At 66.4% G+C, this 17,234-nt stretch carries 18 protein-coding genes and 1 riboswitch; of the genes, 14 read left to right on the top strand and 4 right to left on the bottom strand.

All coding sequences use genetic code 11. The features are described 5' to 3' along the window. Positions 1 to 12 precede the first annotated feature (12 nt). The gene (dnaN, locus tag BLW48_RS11040; RefSeq protein WP_093054972.1) at positions 13 to 1,119 is read right to left on the bottom strand and encodes a DNA polymerase III subunit beta; all 1,107 of its coding nucleotides are present in this window, start codon (positions 1,117 to 1,119) and stop codon (positions 13 to 15) included. 89 nt (positions 1,120 to 1,208) lie between these two features. Continuing rightward, positions 1,209 to 2,588: a chromosomal replication initiator protein DnaA gene (gene dnaA, locus BLW48_RS11035; RefSeq protein WP_019653666.1), complete on the bottom strand. Its 1,380-nt coding sequence runs from the start codon at positions 2,586 to 2,588 to the stop codon at positions 1,209 to 1,211. A gap of 286 nt (positions 2,589 to 2,874) precedes the next feature. Between dnaA and rpmH the strand changes: the two genes are divergently transcribed. The 7 genes from rpmH to BLW48_RS11000 all read left to right on the top strand — a co-directional run bounded on the left by rpmH (position 2,875) and on the right by BLW48_RS11000 (position 8,578). Then, positions 2,875 to 3,009, top strand: a complete 135-nt coding sequence (gene rpmH / locus BLW48_RS11030; protein WP_007834827.1) for a 50S ribosomal protein L34 — start codon at positions 2,875 to 2,877, stop codon at positions 3,007 to 3,009. A gap of 101 nt (positions 3,010 to 3,110) precedes the next feature. After that, positions 3,111 to 3,524 (top strand): ribonuclease P protein component, encoded by a 414-nt coding sequence (locus tag BLW48_RS11025; RefSeq protein ID WP_093174631.1) that lies wholly within the window; start codon positions 3,111 to 3,113, stop codon positions 3,522 to 3,524. Continuing rightward, positions 3,521 to 3,808 (top strand): membrane protein insertion efficiency factor YidD, encoded by a 288-nt coding sequence (yidD, locus tag BLW48_RS11020; RefSeq protein WP_093054976.1) that lies wholly within the window; start codon positions 3,521 to 3,523, stop codon positions 3,806 to 3,808. The genes BLW48_RS11025 and yidD overlap by 4 nt, the downstream gene beginning before the upstream one ends. Then, positions 3,805 to 5,496 (top strand): membrane protein insertase YidC, encoded by a 1,692-nt coding sequence (yidC, locus tag BLW48_RS11015; protein WP_093174629.1) that lies wholly within the window; start codon positions 3,805 to 3,807, stop codon positions 5,494 to 5,496. Before yidD ends, yidC begins: the two co-directional genes overlap by 4 nt. A 68-nt stretch (positions 5,497 to 5,564) precedes the next feature. Beyond that, positions 5,565 to 6,971, top strand: coding sequence for a tRNA uridine-5-carboxymethylaminomethyl(34) synthesis GTPase MnmE (mnmE, locus tag BLW48_RS11010; protein ID WP_093174627.1), 1,407 nt, complete (start codon positions 5,565 to 5,567; stop codon positions 6,969 to 6,971). Between the two features lie 88 nt (positions 6,972 to 7,059). Beyond that, positions 7,060 to 7,521: a Crp/Fnr family transcriptional regulator gene (locus BLW48_RS11005; protein WP_093054982.1), complete on the top strand. Its 462-nt coding sequence runs from the start codon at positions 7,060 to 7,062 to the stop codon at positions 7,519 to 7,521. Positions 7,522 to 7,612: 91 nt separating this feature from the next. After that, positions 7,613 to 8,578 (top strand): zinc ribbon domain-containing protein, encoded by a 966-nt coding sequence (locus BLW48_RS11000; protein WP_093174625.1) that lies wholly within the window; start codon positions 7,613 to 7,615, stop codon positions 8,576 to 8,578. Between the two features lie 33 nt (positions 8,579 to 8,611). Here BLW48_RS11000 and BLW48_RS10995 read toward each other — a convergent pair whose 3' ends face one another. Next, entirely contained in the window at positions 8,612 to 10,600 is a 1,989-nt protein-coding gene (locus tag BLW48_RS10995; protein ID WP_093076438.1) for a monovalent cation:proton antiporter family protein, read from the bottom strand. Positions 10,601 to 10,686: 86 nt separating this feature from the next. Here BLW48_RS10995 and BLW48_RS10990 point away from each other — a divergent pair, with 86 nt between their 5' ends. Genes BLW48_RS10990 through BLW48_RS10975 form a run of 4 tightly spaced genes read left to right on the top strand, consistent with a single transcriptional unit; the run spans position 10,687 to position 13,694 of the window. Next, on the top strand, positions 10,687 to 11,688 hold the full coding sequence (locus BLW48_RS10990; RefSeq protein ID WP_093054988.1) for a KpsF/GutQ family sugar-phosphate isomerase: 1,002 nt from the start codon (positions 10,687 to 10,689) through the stop codon (positions 11,686 to 11,688). Beyond that, a complete protein-coding gene (locus BLW48_RS10985) occupies positions 11,688 to 12,236 on the top strand; it encodes a KdsC family phosphatase (RefSeq protein ID WP_093174623.1) in 549 nt (182 codons plus the stop codon). Before BLW48_RS10990 ends, BLW48_RS10985 begins: the two co-directional genes overlap by 1 nt. Beyond that, positions 12,233 to 12,895, top strand: a complete 663-nt coding sequence (lptC, locus tag BLW48_RS10980) for an LPS export ABC transporter periplasmic protein LptC (RefSeq protein WP_177142316.1) — start codon at positions 12,233 to 12,235, stop codon at positions 12,893 to 12,895. The genes BLW48_RS10985 and lptC overlap by 4 nt, the downstream gene beginning before the upstream one ends. A gap of 16 nt (positions 12,896 to 12,911) precedes the next feature. Further along, positions 12,912 to 13,694 carry an SDR family oxidoreductase gene (locus tag BLW48_RS10975; protein ID WP_093174621.1) on the top strand — a complete coding sequence of 261 codons (783 nt, stop codon included), beginning with the start codon at positions 12,912 to 12,914 and terminating at the stop codon, positions 13,692 to 13,694. A gap of 78 nt (positions 13,695 to 13,772) precedes the next feature. Here BLW48_RS10975 and BLW48_RS10970 read toward each other — a convergent pair whose 3' ends face one another. Beyond that, complete coding sequence (locus BLW48_RS10970; protein WP_093054994.1) at positions 13,773 to 14,321, bottom strand: RNA recognition motif domain-containing protein; 549 nt, start codon at positions 14,319 to 14,321, stop codon at positions 13,773 to 13,775. Positions 14,322 to 14,582: 261 nt separating this feature from the next. Next, positions 14,583 to 14,768: riboswitch (yybP-ykoY riboswitch) on the top strand. Positions 14,769 to 14,779: 11 nt separating this feature from the next. Between BLW48_RS10970 and BLW48_RS10965 the strand changes: the two genes are divergently transcribed. The 3 genes from BLW48_RS10965 (at position 14,780) to metW (ending at position 17,215) form a co-directional block, all read left to right on the top strand. Continuing rightward, positions 14,780 to 15,343: a TMEM165/GDT1 family protein gene (locus tag BLW48_RS10965; protein WP_093054996.1), complete on the top strand. Its 564-nt coding sequence runs from the start codon at positions 14,780 to 14,782 to the stop codon at positions 15,341 to 15,343. A 124-nt stretch (positions 15,344 to 15,467) separates the two neighbouring features. Beyond that, complete coding sequence (locus BLW48_RS10960; RefSeq protein ID WP_093174619.1) at positions 15,468 to 16,628, top strand: homoserine O-succinyltransferase MetX; 1,161 nt, start codon at positions 15,468 to 15,470, stop codon at positions 16,626 to 16,628. Next, on the top strand, positions 16,625 to 17,215 hold the full coding sequence (gene metW / locus BLW48_RS10955) for a methionine biosynthesis protein MetW (protein WP_093055000.1): 591 nt from the start codon (positions 16,625 to 16,627) through the stop codon (positions 17,213 to 17,215). The genes BLW48_RS10960 and metW overlap by 4 nt, the downstream gene beginning before the upstream one ends. Positions 17,216 to 17,234 lie beyond the last annotated feature (19 nt).

The following is a 17,234-nucleotide window of genomic DNA, read 5'->3' as shown; positions in this document are numbered from 1 at the left end:
GTGGTGTGTCTGCTAGATACGCATCGGCATCACGACGTACTTGAAAGATGCGTTCTCGGGGATGGTTAACAAGGCCGAGCTGTTGGAATCGGCCAAGTCCAGCTTGACCATGTCCTGGTCCATGTTCGACAGCGCGTCGATCAGGTAGGTCACGTTGAAGCCGATTTCGATGGCGTCGCCGCCGTAGTCGATGTCGAGTTCGTCCTGGGCTTCTTCCTGCTCGGCGTTGTTCGACGCGATTCGCAGCGTGCCCGGCTCGATGTTCAGGCGCACGCCCTTGAACTTCTCGCTGGTCAGGATGGCGGTGCGCTGCAGGCTGGCCAGCAGTGGTGCACGGCCCAGCGTGACAGTGTTCTTGTGGTTCTTCGGGATGACGCGGTTGTAGTCGGGGAACTTGCCCTCGACCAACTTGGTGACGAACTCCATGCCGCCGAAGCTGAACTTGGCCTGGTTGTTCGCGAACTGCATCTCGATGGCGCCTTCGGCGTCGGACAGCAGGCGCTGCATTTCGAGCACGGTCTTTCGCGGCAGGATGACTTCCTGGCGCGGCACTTCGACGTCGAGCGTGGCCGACGAGAACGCCAGGCGGTGGCCGTCGGTGGCCACCAGGCTCAGCTGCTTGCCTTCAGCAACGAACAGGATGCCGTTCAGGTAGTAGCGGATGTCGTGCACGGCCATGGCGAACGACACCTGCGAGAGCAGGTCTTTCAGCGTCTTTTGCGGCACGCTGAACACGGGGCCGAAATTGGCTGCTTCCTGAACCAGCGGAAAGTCTTCGGCGGGCAGCGACTGCAGCGTGAAGCGGCTCTTGCCGCCCTTGAGCACCAGCTTGCTCGCGCTCGATTCGAGGCTCACGGTCTGGTCGGCCGGCATGGTGCGCAGGATGTCGATCAGCTTGCGCGCGCCGATGGTGGTGGTGAAGTTGCCTTCGTCGCCGCCGAGCTCGGCGGTGGTGCGGATCTGGATCTCGAGGTCGCTCGTGGTCAGCTGCAGCTGGCCGCCGGTCTTGCGGATCAGCACGTTCGCCAGGATCGGCAAGGTGTGACGCCGCTCGACGATGCCCGCCACCGACTGCAGCGCGGCGAGGACTTTGTCTTGGTTTGCCTTCAAAACGATCATGTCTTCTTCCTCTTCTCTATCTCTTTGAATCAGCCTGTAAGACGCCATTCTCCGCTGTCGCGAGGGGCACCCTTGATGACATTCGGCGGTCAGCCCTTGAGCGTCTGTTCGAGCACGTGGAGCTGCTGGTTGAGCTCGGTGAGCTGCTGGCGCTCGCCCGAGATCTTGCGCACCGCATGCAGCACCGTCGTGTGGTCGCGCCCACCGAACAGCTCGCCGATTTCCGGCAGGCTTTTCTGCGTGAGCTCCTTGGCCAGGTACATCGCGATCTGCCGTGGCCGCGCAATGCTGGCCGGGCGTTTCTTGCTGTACATGTCGGCGACTTTGATCTTGTAGTAGTCGGCCACCGTCTTCTGGATATTCTCGACGGAGATCTGCCGATTCTGGATCGACAGCAGGTCGCGCAGCGCCTCGCGCGCCAGGGCGATCGAGATCTCCTTCTGGTTGAAGCGCGAATACGCCAGGATCTTGCGCAGCGCCCCTTCGAGCTCGCGCACGTTGGAGCGCACGTTCTTGGCGACGAAGAAGGCCACTTCTTCCGGCATTTCGGCCGATTCGGCGCGCGCCTTGTTGATCAGGATGGCCACGCGCATTTCAAGCTCGGGCGGCTCGATGGCCACCGTGAGGCCCGAATCGAAGCGCGAAACCAGGCGCTCGTGGATGTCCGCCAGCCCCTTCGGATAGGTGTCGCTGGTCATCACGATGTGCGACTTCTTGGCGAGCAGGGCCTCGAACGCGTTGAAGAATTCTTCCTGCGTCCGGTCCTTGTTGGCGAAGAACTGTACATCGTCGATCAGCAACAGATCGAGCGAGTGGTAGCGCTCCTTGAACTCATCGAAAGTCTTGCGCTGATAGGCTTTGACCACATCCGAGACGAATTGCTCGGCGTGGATGTAGAGAACTTTGGAATCCGGCTTGTCGGCCAGCAGCCGGTTACCCACAGCGTGCATCAGGTGGGTCTTGCCCAGGCCGACGCCGCCGTAGATGAAAAGCGGGTTGTAAAGATGGCCAGGCATGCCAGCCACGTGCATGGCCGCGGCGCGCGCCATGCGGTTGGCCGTGCCCTCGACCAGGGTGTCGAAAGTGAGGCCGGAATTCAGGCGGTTCTTGAAGCCGGCCGCGGCCGGCTCCTCGCCCGGCCCGGCCACGTCGCGCGGCACGTCCGTTTCGGTCATGACGGCCACAGGTGCAGAGCGCACGGGCACTTCACGCGGAGCGAGCGCTAACTCGATGGCAACCGGCTGGCCGTACATCTTCTCGGCCATGGCTGCGATCTTGCCGGCGTACTGGGCCCGGATCCAGTCGAGCTTGAAGCGGTTGGCAACGAACACCGTCATGCGCGACAGGTCGTCGGCGACCTGCGCTGTCAGTGGCTTGATCCAGGTGTTGAACTGCTGCTCGGACAGCTCCTGCGCGAGCTGGTCGACGCAGGCCTGCCACAGGCTTTCGCCGATGCCGTCAGTCGACATGGGCGCTTGAAAAAGTGATGAGACCCTCGGGCATTTTTGGTATAGGTATTGTGGATATTCTCTGCTGGAAGGCGCTCGGCATTCTAACTTGTCAAAACCTTATCCACACGCTGGCCGGCATGTCGAAAGGCCCGCAAATCTGCTCGAAGATTGTTCCGGCGGCCAATGTTTGCGATAATTGCGGGTTTCCCTGAAAACCTCATTGCGTCTTTCGGGGGCCATCCGAAACACGCTCCCCAGCGCCCGCAGGTTTTTTCATGCGGAAATCAGGGAATCTGGAACCATCATGAAACGCACATACCAAGCATCCAAAGTCCGCCGCGCCCGTACCCACGGCTTCCTGGTCCGCATGAAGACCCGCGGCGGCCGTGCCGTCATCAACGCACGCCGCGCCAAGGGCCGCAAGCGCCTGGCCGTCTGACGGCAGACCACCTGCCGTTGCCAGCAGCCGACACGTCAGCGCAGGCTCCCGCAGCCGGCGCTTCCGGTCCAACCGGCAATGACGTGTACAGCCCGGCTTCCATGCAGCGGCTCAAGACCCGCGCGCAATTCCAGGCCGTCCTCGCAGGTGCCACCGTGGCGCGCACTGCTCATTTCGCATTGCATCGCTGTGCGCTCGATCTCGTATCGAGCGCACAGCCGTTGTTCGCGTCCGACGACGTCTGGCTGGGTGCCATGGTGCCCAAGCGCTGGGCGCGTCGTGCTGTCACGCGCAATGCCATCAAGCGTCAGATCTACGCCGTGAGTGCCGCTCCCGGCGTCGCCTTGCCGCGTGCTGCGCACGTGGTGCGCCTGCGCGCCGGTTTCGACCGCAAGGAATTCGTGAGCGCCACCTCGGACAAGCTCAAGGCCGCCGTGCGCGCCGAGCTCCAGCAACTGCTGGCGCGGGCTGCGCGCACCCCCCCGGCGCCTGCGGCTCCCTCCTCTTCGCCATGAAACGCCTGCTGATCGGCCTCGTGAAGGCCTACCGCCTGCTGCTGAGCCCCTGGCTCGGCCAGTCGTGCCGCTTCACGCCGACCTGCTCCGTGTATTCGATCGAGGCGCTCGAGGTGCACGGCGCGCTCAAGGGCAGCTACCTGACTCTGCACCGCATCGCGCGCTGCCAGCCCTGGTGCCAGGGCGGCCACGATCCGGTTCCACCGAAATCTCAGCGTCGCACTGACAAGTCAGGATCGCTGTTTTCGTCTCTTCTCTCCTCCGACAAGAAGTCTTCGTCATGAACGATATCCGCCGCACGATACTGTGGGTGATTTTTGGGTTCTCGCTGGTGCTGCTGTGGGACCAATGGCAGGTCTTCAACGGCAACAAGCCGACCTTCCTGCCGTCGACCAAGCCGGCCGCCACGGCCGCTGCCCCAGCCAACGCACCTGCAGCCAGCAACGGCGTGCCGACCGCATCCGGCACCAGCGGCAACGCGGGCGCCGTGCCCACGCAAGCCGCCGCGGCCGCGCCGCGCGAGCAGGTCAACGTGACCACCGACCTGTTCAAGGCAACGATCGACAGCGAAGGCGCCACGGTCAACCACCTCGAACTGCTGAAGTACGACGAAGCCGACCGCACCAAGCACGTGGTGCTGTTCGAAAACGGCTCGCCTGCCACGCGCTACGTCGCGCAGACCGGCCTGCTGAACCAGGTCGACACTGGTGAGCGCTTCCCCAACCACCTGACGCCGATGACGCCGAAGGCCGGTCCGCGCGAAATGGCCGATGGCCAGAACACGCTGGAAGTGGGCTTCGAAAGCGCCCCCGTCGGCGGCCTGAAGTACATCAAGACCTACGTGTTCCACCGCGGTGACTACACCATCGGCGTGCGCCACGAAGTCGTCAACGTGAGCGACCAGCCGCGCGACGCGCAGCTCTACATGCAGCTGCTGCGCCACGGCACGGTGGCCGCCAGCACGATGTTCGGCACCAACACCTTTACCGGTCCGGCCGCGTACACCAACGAGAAGAAGTTCCACAAGCTCGACTTCAAGGACATCGCCAAGGGCAAGATCGAGCCGCCTCCGCCGGCCAACGATGGCTGGATCGCGATGGTGCAGCATTACTTCGTGTCGGCCTGGCTGCTCAAGGGCGACCCGGCCAGCGAGCAGCTGCGCCGCGAGTTCCGCGTGAAGGACCTGGGCGACAACCTCTTCACCGTTGCCATGGTGGCCACGCTGCCGAAGATCGCCCCGGGCGCCACGCAGGTCGTGAACAGCGCGCTGTTCGCCGGCCCCGAGGAAGAAAAGAAGCTCGAGGCCATCGCCCCCGGCCTGGACCTGGTGAAGGACTACGGCATCTTCGCGATCATCTCCAAGCCGCTGTACTGGCTGCTGAACCAGCTGCACGGCATCCTGGGCAACTGGGGCTGGTCGATCGTCGCGCTGGTGGTGCTGCTGAAGGCGGCCTTCTACTGGCTCAACGCCAAGGCCTACGCCAGCATGGCCAAGATGAAGGCCATCAATCCGAAGATCATGGAAATGCGCGAGCGGCTGAAGGACAAGCCGCAGGAAATGCAGCAGGAAATGATGCGGATCTACAAGACCGAAAAGGTCAATCCGATGGGCGGCTGCTTCCCCATCGTGATCCAGATCCCAGTGTTCATCGCGCTCTACTGGGTGCTGCTGTCGTCGGTCGAAATGCGCCACGCACCGTGGATCGGCTGGATCACCGACCTGTCGGCACCGGACCCCTGGTACATCCTGCCGGTCGTGATGACGGCCACCTCGCTGTTCCAGACCTGGCTCAACCCGACGCCGCCCGATCCGATGCAGGCCAAGCTGATGTGGATCATGCCGCTCGCGTTCAGCGTGATGTTCATCTTCTTCCCGGCCGGCCTGGTGCTGTACTGGATCACGAACAACGTGCTGTCGATCGCGCAGCAGTGGTTCATCAACAAGCGACTGGGCGTGCTCGGCACCAAGTAGCCGCACACCACCCCAGCCATCCCACGAAGGGCCGCGTCAGCGGCCCTTTTTGCTGAAAGAATCCGCCCATGCTCGCCCGCACCACCGATCCCATCGTCGCCGTCGCCACAGCCTCGGGGCGCGGGGCGGTCGGCATCGTGCGGGTGTCGGGCGCGAAGCTGGCGCCGTTGATCGAAGCCCTCTGCGGCCGCGTGCTCAAGCCGCGCGAGGCCACCTACCTGCCGTTCCGCGATGCGGACGGCGAGCCGGTCGACCACGGCCTGGCCATTCACTTCCCTTCGCCGAACTCTTTCACCGGCGAGGACGTGCTCGAACTGCAGGCCCACGGCGGCGCGGTCGTGCTGCAGCTGCTGCTGGCGCGCTGCCTCGAAGCCGCGGCCGAGCCCGACCCCGTCACCGGCCGCCCTCGCCTGCCCGGCCTGCGGGTGGCCGAGCCCGGCGAGTTCAGCCAGCGGGCATTTCTCAACGGAAAGATCGACCTGGCGCAAGCCGAGGCCATTGCCGACCTGATCGACGCCAGCACCGAGGCGGCCGCGCGCAGCGCCGGGCGTTCGCTGTCGGGCGCGTTCTCGCGCGAGATCCACACGCTGCGCGACGCGCTGATCCACCTGCGCATGCTGGTGGAGGCCACGCTCGACTTTCCGGAAGAGGAAATCGACTTCCTGCAGAAGGCCGATGCCACCGGGCAGCTGGCAAGGCTGCAGTCGCAACTCGCCGCCGTGCAGCAGCGTGCGCGCCAGGGCGCGTTGCTGCGCGAAGGCATCAAGGTCGTGATCGCGGGCCAGCCCAACGCGGGCAAGAGCTCGCTGCTCAATGCGCTGGCTGGCGCCGAGTTGGCCATCGTGAGCGCGGTGGCGGGCACCACGCGCGACGTGGTCTCGCAGACCATCCAGATCCACGGCGTGCCGCTGCACGTGGCCGACACCGCCGGCCTGCGCGAAAGTAGCGACGAGGTCGAGCAGATCGGCGTGGCGCGCGCCTGGGGCCAGATCGAAAGCGCCGATGCCGTGCTGTTCCTGCACGACCTCACCCGCGCGCACCTGGACGACTATGCCGCCGCCGATGCGGAGATCCTGGCCGGCCTGCGGCAGAAGCTGCCCGCGAGCGTGCCGGTGCTCGATGTCTGGAACAAGCAGGACGCAGCGCCCGCTACCAACCCCGAACAAGGCATCGCCCTGTCCGCCAAGACCGGCCTGGGCATCGAGGCCCTGCGCGAACAGCTGCTGGCCATGGCCGGCTGGCAGGCCGTGCCCGAGGGCGTGTACCTCGCGCGGGCGCGCCATGTGCAGGCGCTGGCCCGGGTCGAAACGCACCTGGCGCTGGCCGCCAGCCACCTGGCGGCACAGGCCCAGCTGCTCGATCTGCTGGCCGAAGAGCTGCGGCTGGCCCAGAACGCCCTGAACGAGATCACCGGCGAATTCGGCGCGGATGACCTGCTGGGGGTCATCTTTTCGCGCTTCTGCATTGGTAAATAACTACAGGCGACCTGAAAAACGTAAACAGTTGTAGCCGAACCTCGCGGCCATCGCGGATACTTCGGCTCACATCGGGGGCCGAAGAAACATGTCAATCCAGAACCTGAGCCGCGCCATCGCGGAGAACATGAGCACCGACGCGTTTGCGTTGACGTTCAATGTCCAGCAGTGGGAAACGCTGGCGGGCTATCTGCAGCCCATCGATGCCGGCGTCGGTGACATATTGATCGAGCAGGGCACGCCCGACCGCTCGGTGTTCTTCATCGAGAGCGGCGCCATCAGCGTGCACCGTGTCAGCAGCAAGGAGCAGATGCGGCTGGCCGTGCTCACGCCCGGCTCGGTGGTCGGCGAAGGCTCGTTCTTCTCGCGGCAGCCGCATTCGGCCAACGTGGTGGTCACTGGCGCGGGCCGCGTGTGGCGGCTCACGGCGATCCGCTTTGCGGAAATGTCGAACCGCCAGCCCAACATGGCACTGGAGATCGCGATGGCGCTCGGTGCCGTGATCGCCAAGCGCATGGCGCACCGCTCCAAGCGCGTCGCCGTGACCTGACGAAACCCCGATCGCCCACCGCCGGATAGTCGACCAGCAAGCCAGTTTCCGTTCTGGACCCCGAGAGTAGAGAGTAGTCAGCAAGTAAGCCATGGCCCTGATCTGTCCGGTCTGCAGCACGGAAAACCGTGACGGCGCGAATTTCTGCAGGAGTTGCGGCGTCAAGCTGTCCGCCGCGGGAGACCGGATTCCGCCGCCGCCGAGCCCCGAACGCGAATGGGCCACCACCGCCCCCGCCCAGTTGCGCGCGCCGACCATTCCGGCGCCGCTGTTCGACCCGGAGGAGCCGCCGCCGCCCGCGCGCTCGTCGTTCTTCAGCCGGACGCCCGCCGCGCGGCAGAACGACGAACACTCACAGACCGTGTTGATGGTGCACGACGACGGGTTGCCGCGCTCGCCCGCGCCGCCCGCTGCGTCGCCGGGGCTGGAGTCGACTTGGGCCTCGAAGCCCGAAATGAAGAAGAGACGCCGGGCCAAGGTCCGGCAGTCCGTACCGGTCGAACGGCCGCCGCGCAAGCGCGTGATCCTGCTGTGGCTCGGCCTGCTGGTGGTTGCGGTGGCGATGATCGTCGCGGGCTGGTACGGCTACGGAACGCGCAAGGCGCCTGCCGCCGCCGAAGGGGCTGCGCCGGCCGTCGAGGCCCCCGCTCCCGTGGCCCCGCCGCTGCCGCCGCCGATCGAGTCGTCACCGCCTGCAGCGCCCGCGGCGCCGGCGGACCCCCAGCCCGTCGAGCCAGCCGAGACGCCGCCTGCCGCGGAAGCCGCACCTGCACCCAAGCCCGTTGCCAAGCCGCGTAAGCAGGCGACCGCCGCCGTGCAGCCGTCGAACGCGCCTGAACCCGCTGCTGCTCCGGTCGCCGCTCCCGCTCCGCCGCCAGCACCTGCCGCCCCTGCCGAGCCTCAGGCCATGTGCGGCGACCGCAATTTCATCGCCAAGGCACAGTGCATGGCGGCCCAGTGCCTGAAGCCCGAGTTCAAGGCCCATGCGCAGTGCGAAGCGGTGCGCCGCCAGCAGCGCCTCGAAGAAGAAAAGCGCAACCCGAGCCTGATCAACTGATCGGCCGGGACCGAAGCGAAGGCTGCCGGATCGTCAGCCTTTTTGCAGCCGCTCCACGGCCATGGCCAGCGCGGCGGGCTTGCCGGACAGCACCAGCGTGTCGCCGTCCGACAGCACCGGGTTGTCGGCCAGCGCGCGGGGCTGGCCGTCTTGGCGGCGCAGGCTGGCGACGCGCACGCCCAGCGTGTGCAGCGCCATCTGTTCCAGCGTCTGGCCGACCGCGCGCGCGCCGGCATTGAGGGTGAAGCTGTTGAGGCGCTCGTGGTCGATCTCGTCTGCGTTGTCGTCGTCGGCACCGTGGAAGTAGCCGCGCAGCAGGTTGTAGCGGGCATCGCGCTGGTCCTGCACCACGCGGATCACGCGCCGCATCGGCACGCCGACCAGCGCCAGCGCATGGCTCGCGAGCATCAGCGAACCTTCGATGGCCTCGGGCACCACCTCTGTGGCGCCTGCGGCCTGCAGCTTTTCGAGATCGTGGTCGTCCTGCGTGCGCACGATCACCGGCACGTGCGGCGCATGGGCGCGCGTGTTGGCCAGCACCTTCATCGCGCCCGGCACGTCGAGATAAGTGACGACCACCGCGCTGGCGCGTGCCAGGCCCGCGGCCATCAGGGCCTGCAGCCGCGCTGCATCGCCGAACACCACCGAGTCGCCGGCGGCAGCGGCCTGGCGCACGCGGTCAGGGTCGAGGTCGAGCGCCATGTACGGGATGCCTTCGCGTTCGAGGATGCGCGCCAGGTTCTGACCGCAGCGCCCGTAGCCGCAGATGATCACGTGCTGCGCGGTGTTGATGGTCTTGCGCGCGATGCTCGTCATCTGCAGCGACTGCTGCAGCCAATCGCTGGCCACGAGCTTTCGCACGATGGCGTTGCTGTACATGATGATGAAAGGCGTGGCCAGCATCGACAGCACCATCGAGGCCAGCACCGGGTTGGCCAGCCACGGCGGCAGCAGGCTGCGTTCCTGCGCCAGCGTCAACAGCACAAAACCGAATTCGCCCGCCTGCGCGAGGTAGAGGCCGGTGCGCAGCGACACGCCCGAGGTGGCGCCGAGCACCCGCGCCAGCACCGTTACCAGCCCCAGCTTGAACGCCAGCGGCACCAGCAGCAGCACGCCCACCAGCAGCCAGCGCTCGACCACGATGTGCCAGTCGAGCGACATGCCCACGGTGATGAAGAACAGCCCCAGCAGTACGTCGTGGAAGGGGCGGATGTCGGTCTCGACCTGGTGCTTGTATTCGGTCTCCGACACCAGCATGCCCGCGATGAACGCGCCCAGCGCCAGACTCAGGCCGGCCAGTTCGGTGAGCCAGGCCAGGCCCAGCGTTATCAGCAACACGTTCAGGATGAAGAGCTCTTCGCTGCGCCGCCGCGCCACCAGCGTGAGCCACCAGCGCATGATGCGCGGGCCGCCGTAGAGCAGCACGCCGATCAAAAAGCTCGCCTTCAGCAGCGCCAGGCCCAGCGCCTTGGCCAGCGCCTCGGGCGGCGCGCCCAATGCGGGAATCAGCACCAGCAGCGGCACCACGGCCAAATCCTGAAACAGCAGCACGCCCATCACGCGCTTGCCGTGCTCGCTCTCGAGTTCGAGCCGCTCGGCCATCAGCTTGACCACGATGGCCGTGCTGCTCATGGTGAGCGCGCCCGACAGCGCCAGCGCTGTCTGCCAGCCCAGTTGCCATGTCGGGGGCAGCAGCAGCCGGGCGATCAGCAGCGCTCCGACCGTGGCGATGGACATCGTCAGCAGCACCTGCAGCAGGCCCAGCCCGAACACGTGCTTTCGCATCGCGCGCAGCTTCGGCAGGCTGAACTCCAGCCCGATCACGAACATGAGGAACACCACGCCGAATTCGCCCAGGTGCTGGATGCCTTCGGTGTTCTGCGCCAGGGCGAAGGCGTGCGGCCCGATCAACACGCCAGCCGACAGATAGCCCAGCATCGGCGGCAGCTTGAGGGAGCGGCACGCCACCACGCCGATCACCGCGGCCAGGAGATACAACAGCGTGAGATCGAACGAAGACATAGGCGCCGATGCTAGAGCAATGTCCGTGCCCCGGGCTTCCCCGGGCCATGTGATCCCGGGTGCCGGCCGGCCCGTAAAATCCGCAGATGAGCTCCCGCCCCGTTCCGGCCCCAGTGGTCGACCCCGAAGCCATCCTCGCTCGGGCACGCCTCACCTTCGACATCGAAGCCGAAGCCGTCACCGGTCTGAAAGACCGCGTCGGCCCGAGCTTCGTCGATGCGGTGCGCAAGATCCTCGAAGTGCGCGGCCGCGTGGTCGTGATGGGCATGGGCAAGAGCGGCCACGTCGGCCGCAAGATCGCCGCCACCCTCGCCTCCACCGGCACGCCCGCGATGTTCGTGCACCCGGCCGAAGCCAGCCACGGCGACCTCGGCATGATCAAGGCGGTCGACCTGGTGCTGGCCATTTCCAACAGCGGCGAGGTCGACGAACTCACCGTCATCCTGCCGGTCGTCAAGCGCCAGGGCGTGCCCCTGATCGCCATGACCGGCCGCCCCGAATCCACCCTCGCCCGCCATGCCGACATCGTGATCGATGCGGGCGTGTCCAAGGAAGCCTGCCCGCTCAACCTCGCCCCCACCGCCAGCACCACCGCCCAGATGGCGATGGGCGATGCGCTGGCCGTGGCGCTGCTCGACGCGCGCGGCTTCGGCTCGGAAGACTTCGCGCGCTCGCACCCGGGCGGCGCGCTCGGGCGCAAGCTGCTCACCCACGTGAGCGACGTCATGCGCTCGGGCGACGAAGTGCCGCGCGTGCCGCCGTCGGCCAACATCAGCGAGCTGATGCGCGCGATGAGCATCAAGGGCTTCGGCGCCGCCGCGGTGATCGAGCCCGACGGCCGCGCCTCGGGCATCTTCACCGACGGCGACCTGCGCCGGCTGATCGAGGCGGGCGCCGATTTGCGCAGCCCCAAGGCGGTCGACGTCATGCACCGCGACCCGCGCACCATCCGCGTCGACGCACTGGCGGTGGAGGCCGCCGAGCTGATGGAGCAATGCGGCATCACCCGCCTGTTCGTGATCGACGGCGCGGGGGTGATCGTCGGCGCGATCAACACCAACGACCTGATGCGCGCGAAGGTCATCTGATGCCGCTCGAGTTCCAGGCCGAGACCTTGCTCGCCGCGCAGGACGTGCGCATCGTTTTCTTCGACATCGACGGCGTGCTCACTGACGGCGGCGTGTACTTCACCGAGCACGGCGAAACGCTCAAGCGCTTCAGCATCCTCGACGGCTACGGCCTGAAGCTGCTGCGCAAGGCCGGCATCGTGCCGGCCGTGATTACCGGGCGCGACTCCAAGCCGCTGCGCGTGCGGCTCGAAGCGCTGGGCATCGAGCACGTGCGCTACGGCACCGAAGACAAGCTGCCCGCCGCACAGGCCATGCTCGACCAGCTCGGCTTTACGTGGGCGCAGGCCGCCGCCATCGGCGACGACTGGCCCGACCTGCCGGTGCTCATGCGCGTCGGCTTCGCGGCGGCACCGGCCAATGCCCATGCGGAAGTGCGCGGCATCGCGCGCTACGTCACCCAGGCGCGCGGCGGCGAAGGCGCGGCGCGCGAGTTCTGCGACCTGCTGCTCACGGCCTGCGGCCAATACCGCGCGATGCTCGACGCTGCCCGGGGCCCGACCACATGAACAACGTGAAACGCGCATGGGGCATGGTGCGCGAAGTCCTCGACCGCGCCACGATCTACCTGCCGATCATCCTCACGGCCGCCGTCGCGCTCGGTACCTACTGGCTGGTGCGCAACGCGCCCAAGCTGCTGGAGCCCACGGCCAAGGTCGCGCCCACGCATGAGCCCGATTACTTCATGCGTGAGTTCGTCATCAAGAACTTCCTGCCCAATGGCGACCTGCGCAGCGAATTGCACGGGGTCGAGGGCCGGCACTATCCCGACACCGACACCATCGAGATCGACAAGGTGCGCATGCGCACCGTGTCGCCCGAGGGGCTGGTGACGCGCGGGTCAGCCGACCGCGGCCTGTCGAACTCCGATGGCAGCGAGGTGCAGCTGTTCGGCAATGCGATCGTCATCCGCGATCCCTCGGTGGGGCCGAACGGCAAGCCTGCGCCGCGCCTCGAGTTCCGCGGCGAGTTCCTGCATGCTTATGTCGACACAGAACGCGTCACGTCGAACAAGCCGGTCACGCTCATTCGCGGCACCGACCAGTTCACCGGCGACACGCTCGACTACGACAACCTGAGCGGCGTGGCCAACCTGAATGGCCGGGTGCGCGGCGTGCTGATTCCGTCGGCGGCTCCGGCCGCTCCTGCTCCCGCCAAGAAGCGCTGAAGAAGACATCTCCTGCATGACCACGTCCCCGCTTGTCTTCATCACCGGCGCATCGAGTGGCATCGGCCAGGCGCTGGCCGCGAGCTTCCACGACGCGGGCTACCGCCTGGCGCTGGTCGCCCGGCGCACGGGGGAGATCGAAGCGTGGGCGAATGCCCGGCAACTGAGCGCAGACCGCTACCGGATCTACAGCGCCGACGTGGCGCAGACCGACAGCATCGTCGCCGCCGGCAGCGCCTGCATCGCGCAGCAGGGGCTGCCAGACGTGGTGATCGCCAATGCCGGCATCAGCGTCGGCATCGACACCGCCGAGCGCTCCGACCTCGATGTGCTGGCGCAGACCTTTGCCACCAACAACGTCGGTCTCGCCGCCACTTTTCATCCGTTCGTGCGGGCGATGGTGCAGCGCGGCAGCGGGCGACTGGTGGGCATCGGCAGCGTGGCGTCCATCCGCGGATTGCCAGGGCACGGCGCGTACTGCGCCAGCAAGGCCGGCGTGGTGGCGTACTGCGAGAGCCTGCGCGGAGAACTGTTCAACAGCGGCGTCAAGGTCGTCACCCTCTGCCCGGGCTACATCGACACGCCGCTTACGCAGGGCAACCGGTACGGCATGCCTTTCCTCATGAAGGCGGAAGATTTTGCGGCCCAGGCACTGCGCGCCATCGAGGCAGGCACGAGCTACCGCGTGATTCCCTGGCAGATGGGCGTGATCGCCAAGATCATGCGCATGCTGCCCAACGCCGTGCTCGACCGGGCGGTGCAAGGGCGCGAACGCAAGAAGCGAAGCGGCGAAGCCTGAGCAGCAAGCGCCGGGCGATCGCCCATTGAAAAAGGCTCCCGAGGGAGCCTTTTGTCTGTGCGCCTGGGAGCGCAGGGCTTAGTAGCCGCTGTTGCCGCCACCACCGTAGCCGCCGCCACCACCACCGCCGGAGCGGCCACCGCCGCCACCGCCACGGGGGCCGGCGCCGTAGGGGCTGCGGAAACCGCCGTCGCCACCACCACCGCCGCCACCGCTGCGGCCACCACCGCCACCGCCGTAGCCGCCGCCACCGCCGGAGCGGCCACCGCCGCCACCACCGTAGCCGCCACCACCGCCGCCGTAGCCGCCGCCACCACCGCCGCCATAACCACCACCGCCGCCGCCGTAGCCGCCACCACCGCTGCGCGGGGGACGAGCTTCCATCGGACGTGCTTCGTTGACGACGACGCTGCGGCCACCAAGGGGCTGGCCGTTCATGCCGTTGATTGCTGCTTGTGCTTCCGCGTCACTGCCCATCTCGACGAAGCCGAAGCCCTTCGAGCGGCCGGTGTCACGTTCCATCATGACCTTGGCGCTGGTCACTGCGCCGAACTGCCCGAAGGCCTGTTCGAGATCTCCGTCGCGCACCGAGTAAGGCAGGTTGCCGACGTACAGTTTGTTGCCCATCAAGGGACTCCTATAAACACATCAAGAAAAGCGATGGAGTCCCGAAAGCATCACTCAAACGAGAGCCGTCGAGTCGCGCGAAACTGACCGATCACCGAACTGCCCCCCGACCAAAATGAAGAGGGAGGCTCGTGCATTATGGGTGAAATATCCGAATTGCAAGCGGGAATTTGCGTCTTGAGGTAGCACCTGTCAAAACTATTGGAAAGCTAGTGCCTACTTGCATTTTTGGGCGAGGTCCTTGGCGCTACATGTAGAATTCGCCCCGTCATTGGGGAGTAGCCGCCTTCCGATTTGCGAGAAGGGCCCGCGTCAACAGACTTGTCCTGCCCCACACAGGACATGGCGCGTGCAGTTAACACACCTGGCGAGACCTTTGACCGTGCAACTTCGGGAATATGGCCGAAGGTGTTGCACGGTCAATTGCGTCCTTCGGCCCAAGGAACCCCACATCCATCATGGAAGCTTTTCTCGTTGCAACCGGCGTAGTTGCGCTCGCCGAAATGGGCGACAAGACCCAACTCCTGGCCCTCCTGCTCGCTGCCCGTTTCAGGAAACCCTGGCCCATCGTCCTGGGCATCTTCGCCGCCACCATCATCAACCACGCGCTGGCGGGTGCCGTCGGCAACTACATCACGCGCTGGCTCGGACCGGAGGTGCTCCGCTGGATCCTGGGCGGCTCGTTCATTGCGATGGCCGTCTGGATGCTGATTCCAGACAAGCTCGACGACGACGATGCCCCGGGCGCGTCGAAGTTCGGCGTCTTCGGCACCACGGTGATCGCGTTCTTCCTCGCCGAGATGGGCGACAAGACCCAGATCGCCACCGTCATGCTCGCCGCCCGCTTCACGCACGACTACTTCTGGGTGGTCGCAGGCACCACGCTGGGCATGATGCTGGCCAACGCGCCGGTGGTGTGGCTCGGCGAGAAGATCGTGCGGCGCGTGCCGATCAAGCTAGTGCACGGCATCTCGGCCGCGATCTTCCTGGTGCTGGGCATCATCATGATCGTCGGCTGGTAATCCGACGGGGCGATATACTGCCTCTTGCGCCGATTTGCTTCAGCTTGCGGGCGCTTTATAAATTCAGCTAAAGACAGGCGCGGCAGACCCGGCTCGTTTTTGGCGAGGCCGGGTTTTTTCATTCATGTCGTCGTCACCACCTTTGGTCGTCACCTCGCAGTCGATGCAGTTCGCAGGCCCGCTGGCCCTGCGCAGCGGCGCGTCGATCAGCGACTACACGCTCGCCTACGAAACCTACGGCACCCTGAACGCCGAGCGCAGCAACGCCGTGCTGGTGTGCCATGCGCTCAATGCCTCGCACCACGTGGCGGGCGTCTACCAGGGCCAGGCCCGCTCCGAGGGCTGGTGGGACAACATGGTGGGCCCCGGCAAGCCGGTCGACACCGACCGCTTCTTCGTGATCGGCGTCAACAACCTCGGCTCCTGCTTCGGCTCGACCGGCCCGATGCACGTCAACTCCGCCACCGGCCGCGTCTACGGCGCCGACTTCCCGGTGGTCACGGTCGAAGACTGGGTCGACGCGCAGGCCGCGCTGCTAGATGCGCTCGGCATCGAGACGCTCGCGGCCGTCATGGGCGGCAGCCTCGGCGGCATGCAGGCACTGTCGTGGACGCTGCAGTACCCCAGCCGCGTGCGCCACGCCGTGGTCGTGGCCAGCGCGCCCAATCTCACGGCCGAGAACATCGCCTTCAACGAAGTCGCGCGCCGCGCCATCGTGACCGACCCTGACTTCCACGGCGGCCACTTCTACGAACACGGCGTGATCCCGAAGCGCGGCCTGCGCATCGCGCGAATGATCGGCCACATCACATACCTCAGCGACGACGTGATGAACGAGAAGTTCGGCCGCATCCTGCGCAGCGCCGTCGAGGGCGAGGTGGCGGGGCTCGACTACCGTTACTCCACGCAAGACGTCGAGTTCCAGATCGAAAGCTACCTGCGCTACCAGGGCGACAAGTTCAGCGAGTACTTCGACGCCAACACCTACCTGCTGATCACCCGCGCGCTCGACTACTTCGACCCCGCGCGCAGCCACGGCGGCAAGCTCAGCACCGCGCTGGCCCAGGCCACCGCCAAGTTCCTGCTCGTGAGCTTCAAGACCGATTGGCGCTTCTCACCCGCGCGCAGCCGCGAGCTTGTGAAGGCGCTGCTCGACAACCGCCGCAACGTGAGCTACGCCGAGATCGACGCGCCGCACGGCCACGATGCCTTCCTGCTCGACGACGTGCGCTACATGGGCGTGGTTCGCTCGTACTTCGAGCGCGTCGCCAAGGAATTCCAATGAGCGACCTCGAACACCAAAGATTGATCGCAGAGCTCGTGCCCCAAGGCTCGCGCGTGCTCGACCTCGGCTGCGGCGACGGCGCCCTGCTCGACCTGCTGCAGCGCGAACGCGGCTGCACCGGCTACGGCGTGGAGATCGCCGACGGCAACGTGCTGCAGTGCATTCGCCGCGGCGTCGACGTGATCCAGCTCAACCTCGACGAAGGCCTGGCGATGTTCGACGACGCTTCCTTCGACGTGGTGCTGCAGATCGACACGCTCCAGCACCTGCGCAATGCCGAAGTGATGTTGCGCGAGACCGCGCGCGTCGGCCGCATCGGCGTCGTCGCCTTTCCCAATTTCGCGCACTGGCCCAACCGCCTGAGCGTGGCGCGCGGCCGCATGCCGGTGACGCGCCGCCTGCCCTACCAGTGGTACGACACGCCCAACATCCGCGTCGGCACCTTCAAGGACTTCGAGGTGCTGGCCGGCAAGAACAACCTGCGCGTGCTCGACGCCTTCGGCCTGCAGGACGGGCGCGACGTGCGCTGGCTGCCCAACGCGCGCGCCAGCACGGCGGTCTTCAAGTTCGAGCGCGGCGGCGGCTGAACCCTTTGGAGCGCACCAC

Source organism: Variovorax sp. YR266, assembly GCF_900107295.1.
Taxonomy (GTDB): Bacteria; Pseudomonadota; Gammaproteobacteria; order Burkholderiales; family Burkholderiaceae_C; genus Variovorax.
This window is presented reverse-complemented; position numbering and strand designations above follow the sequence as displayed.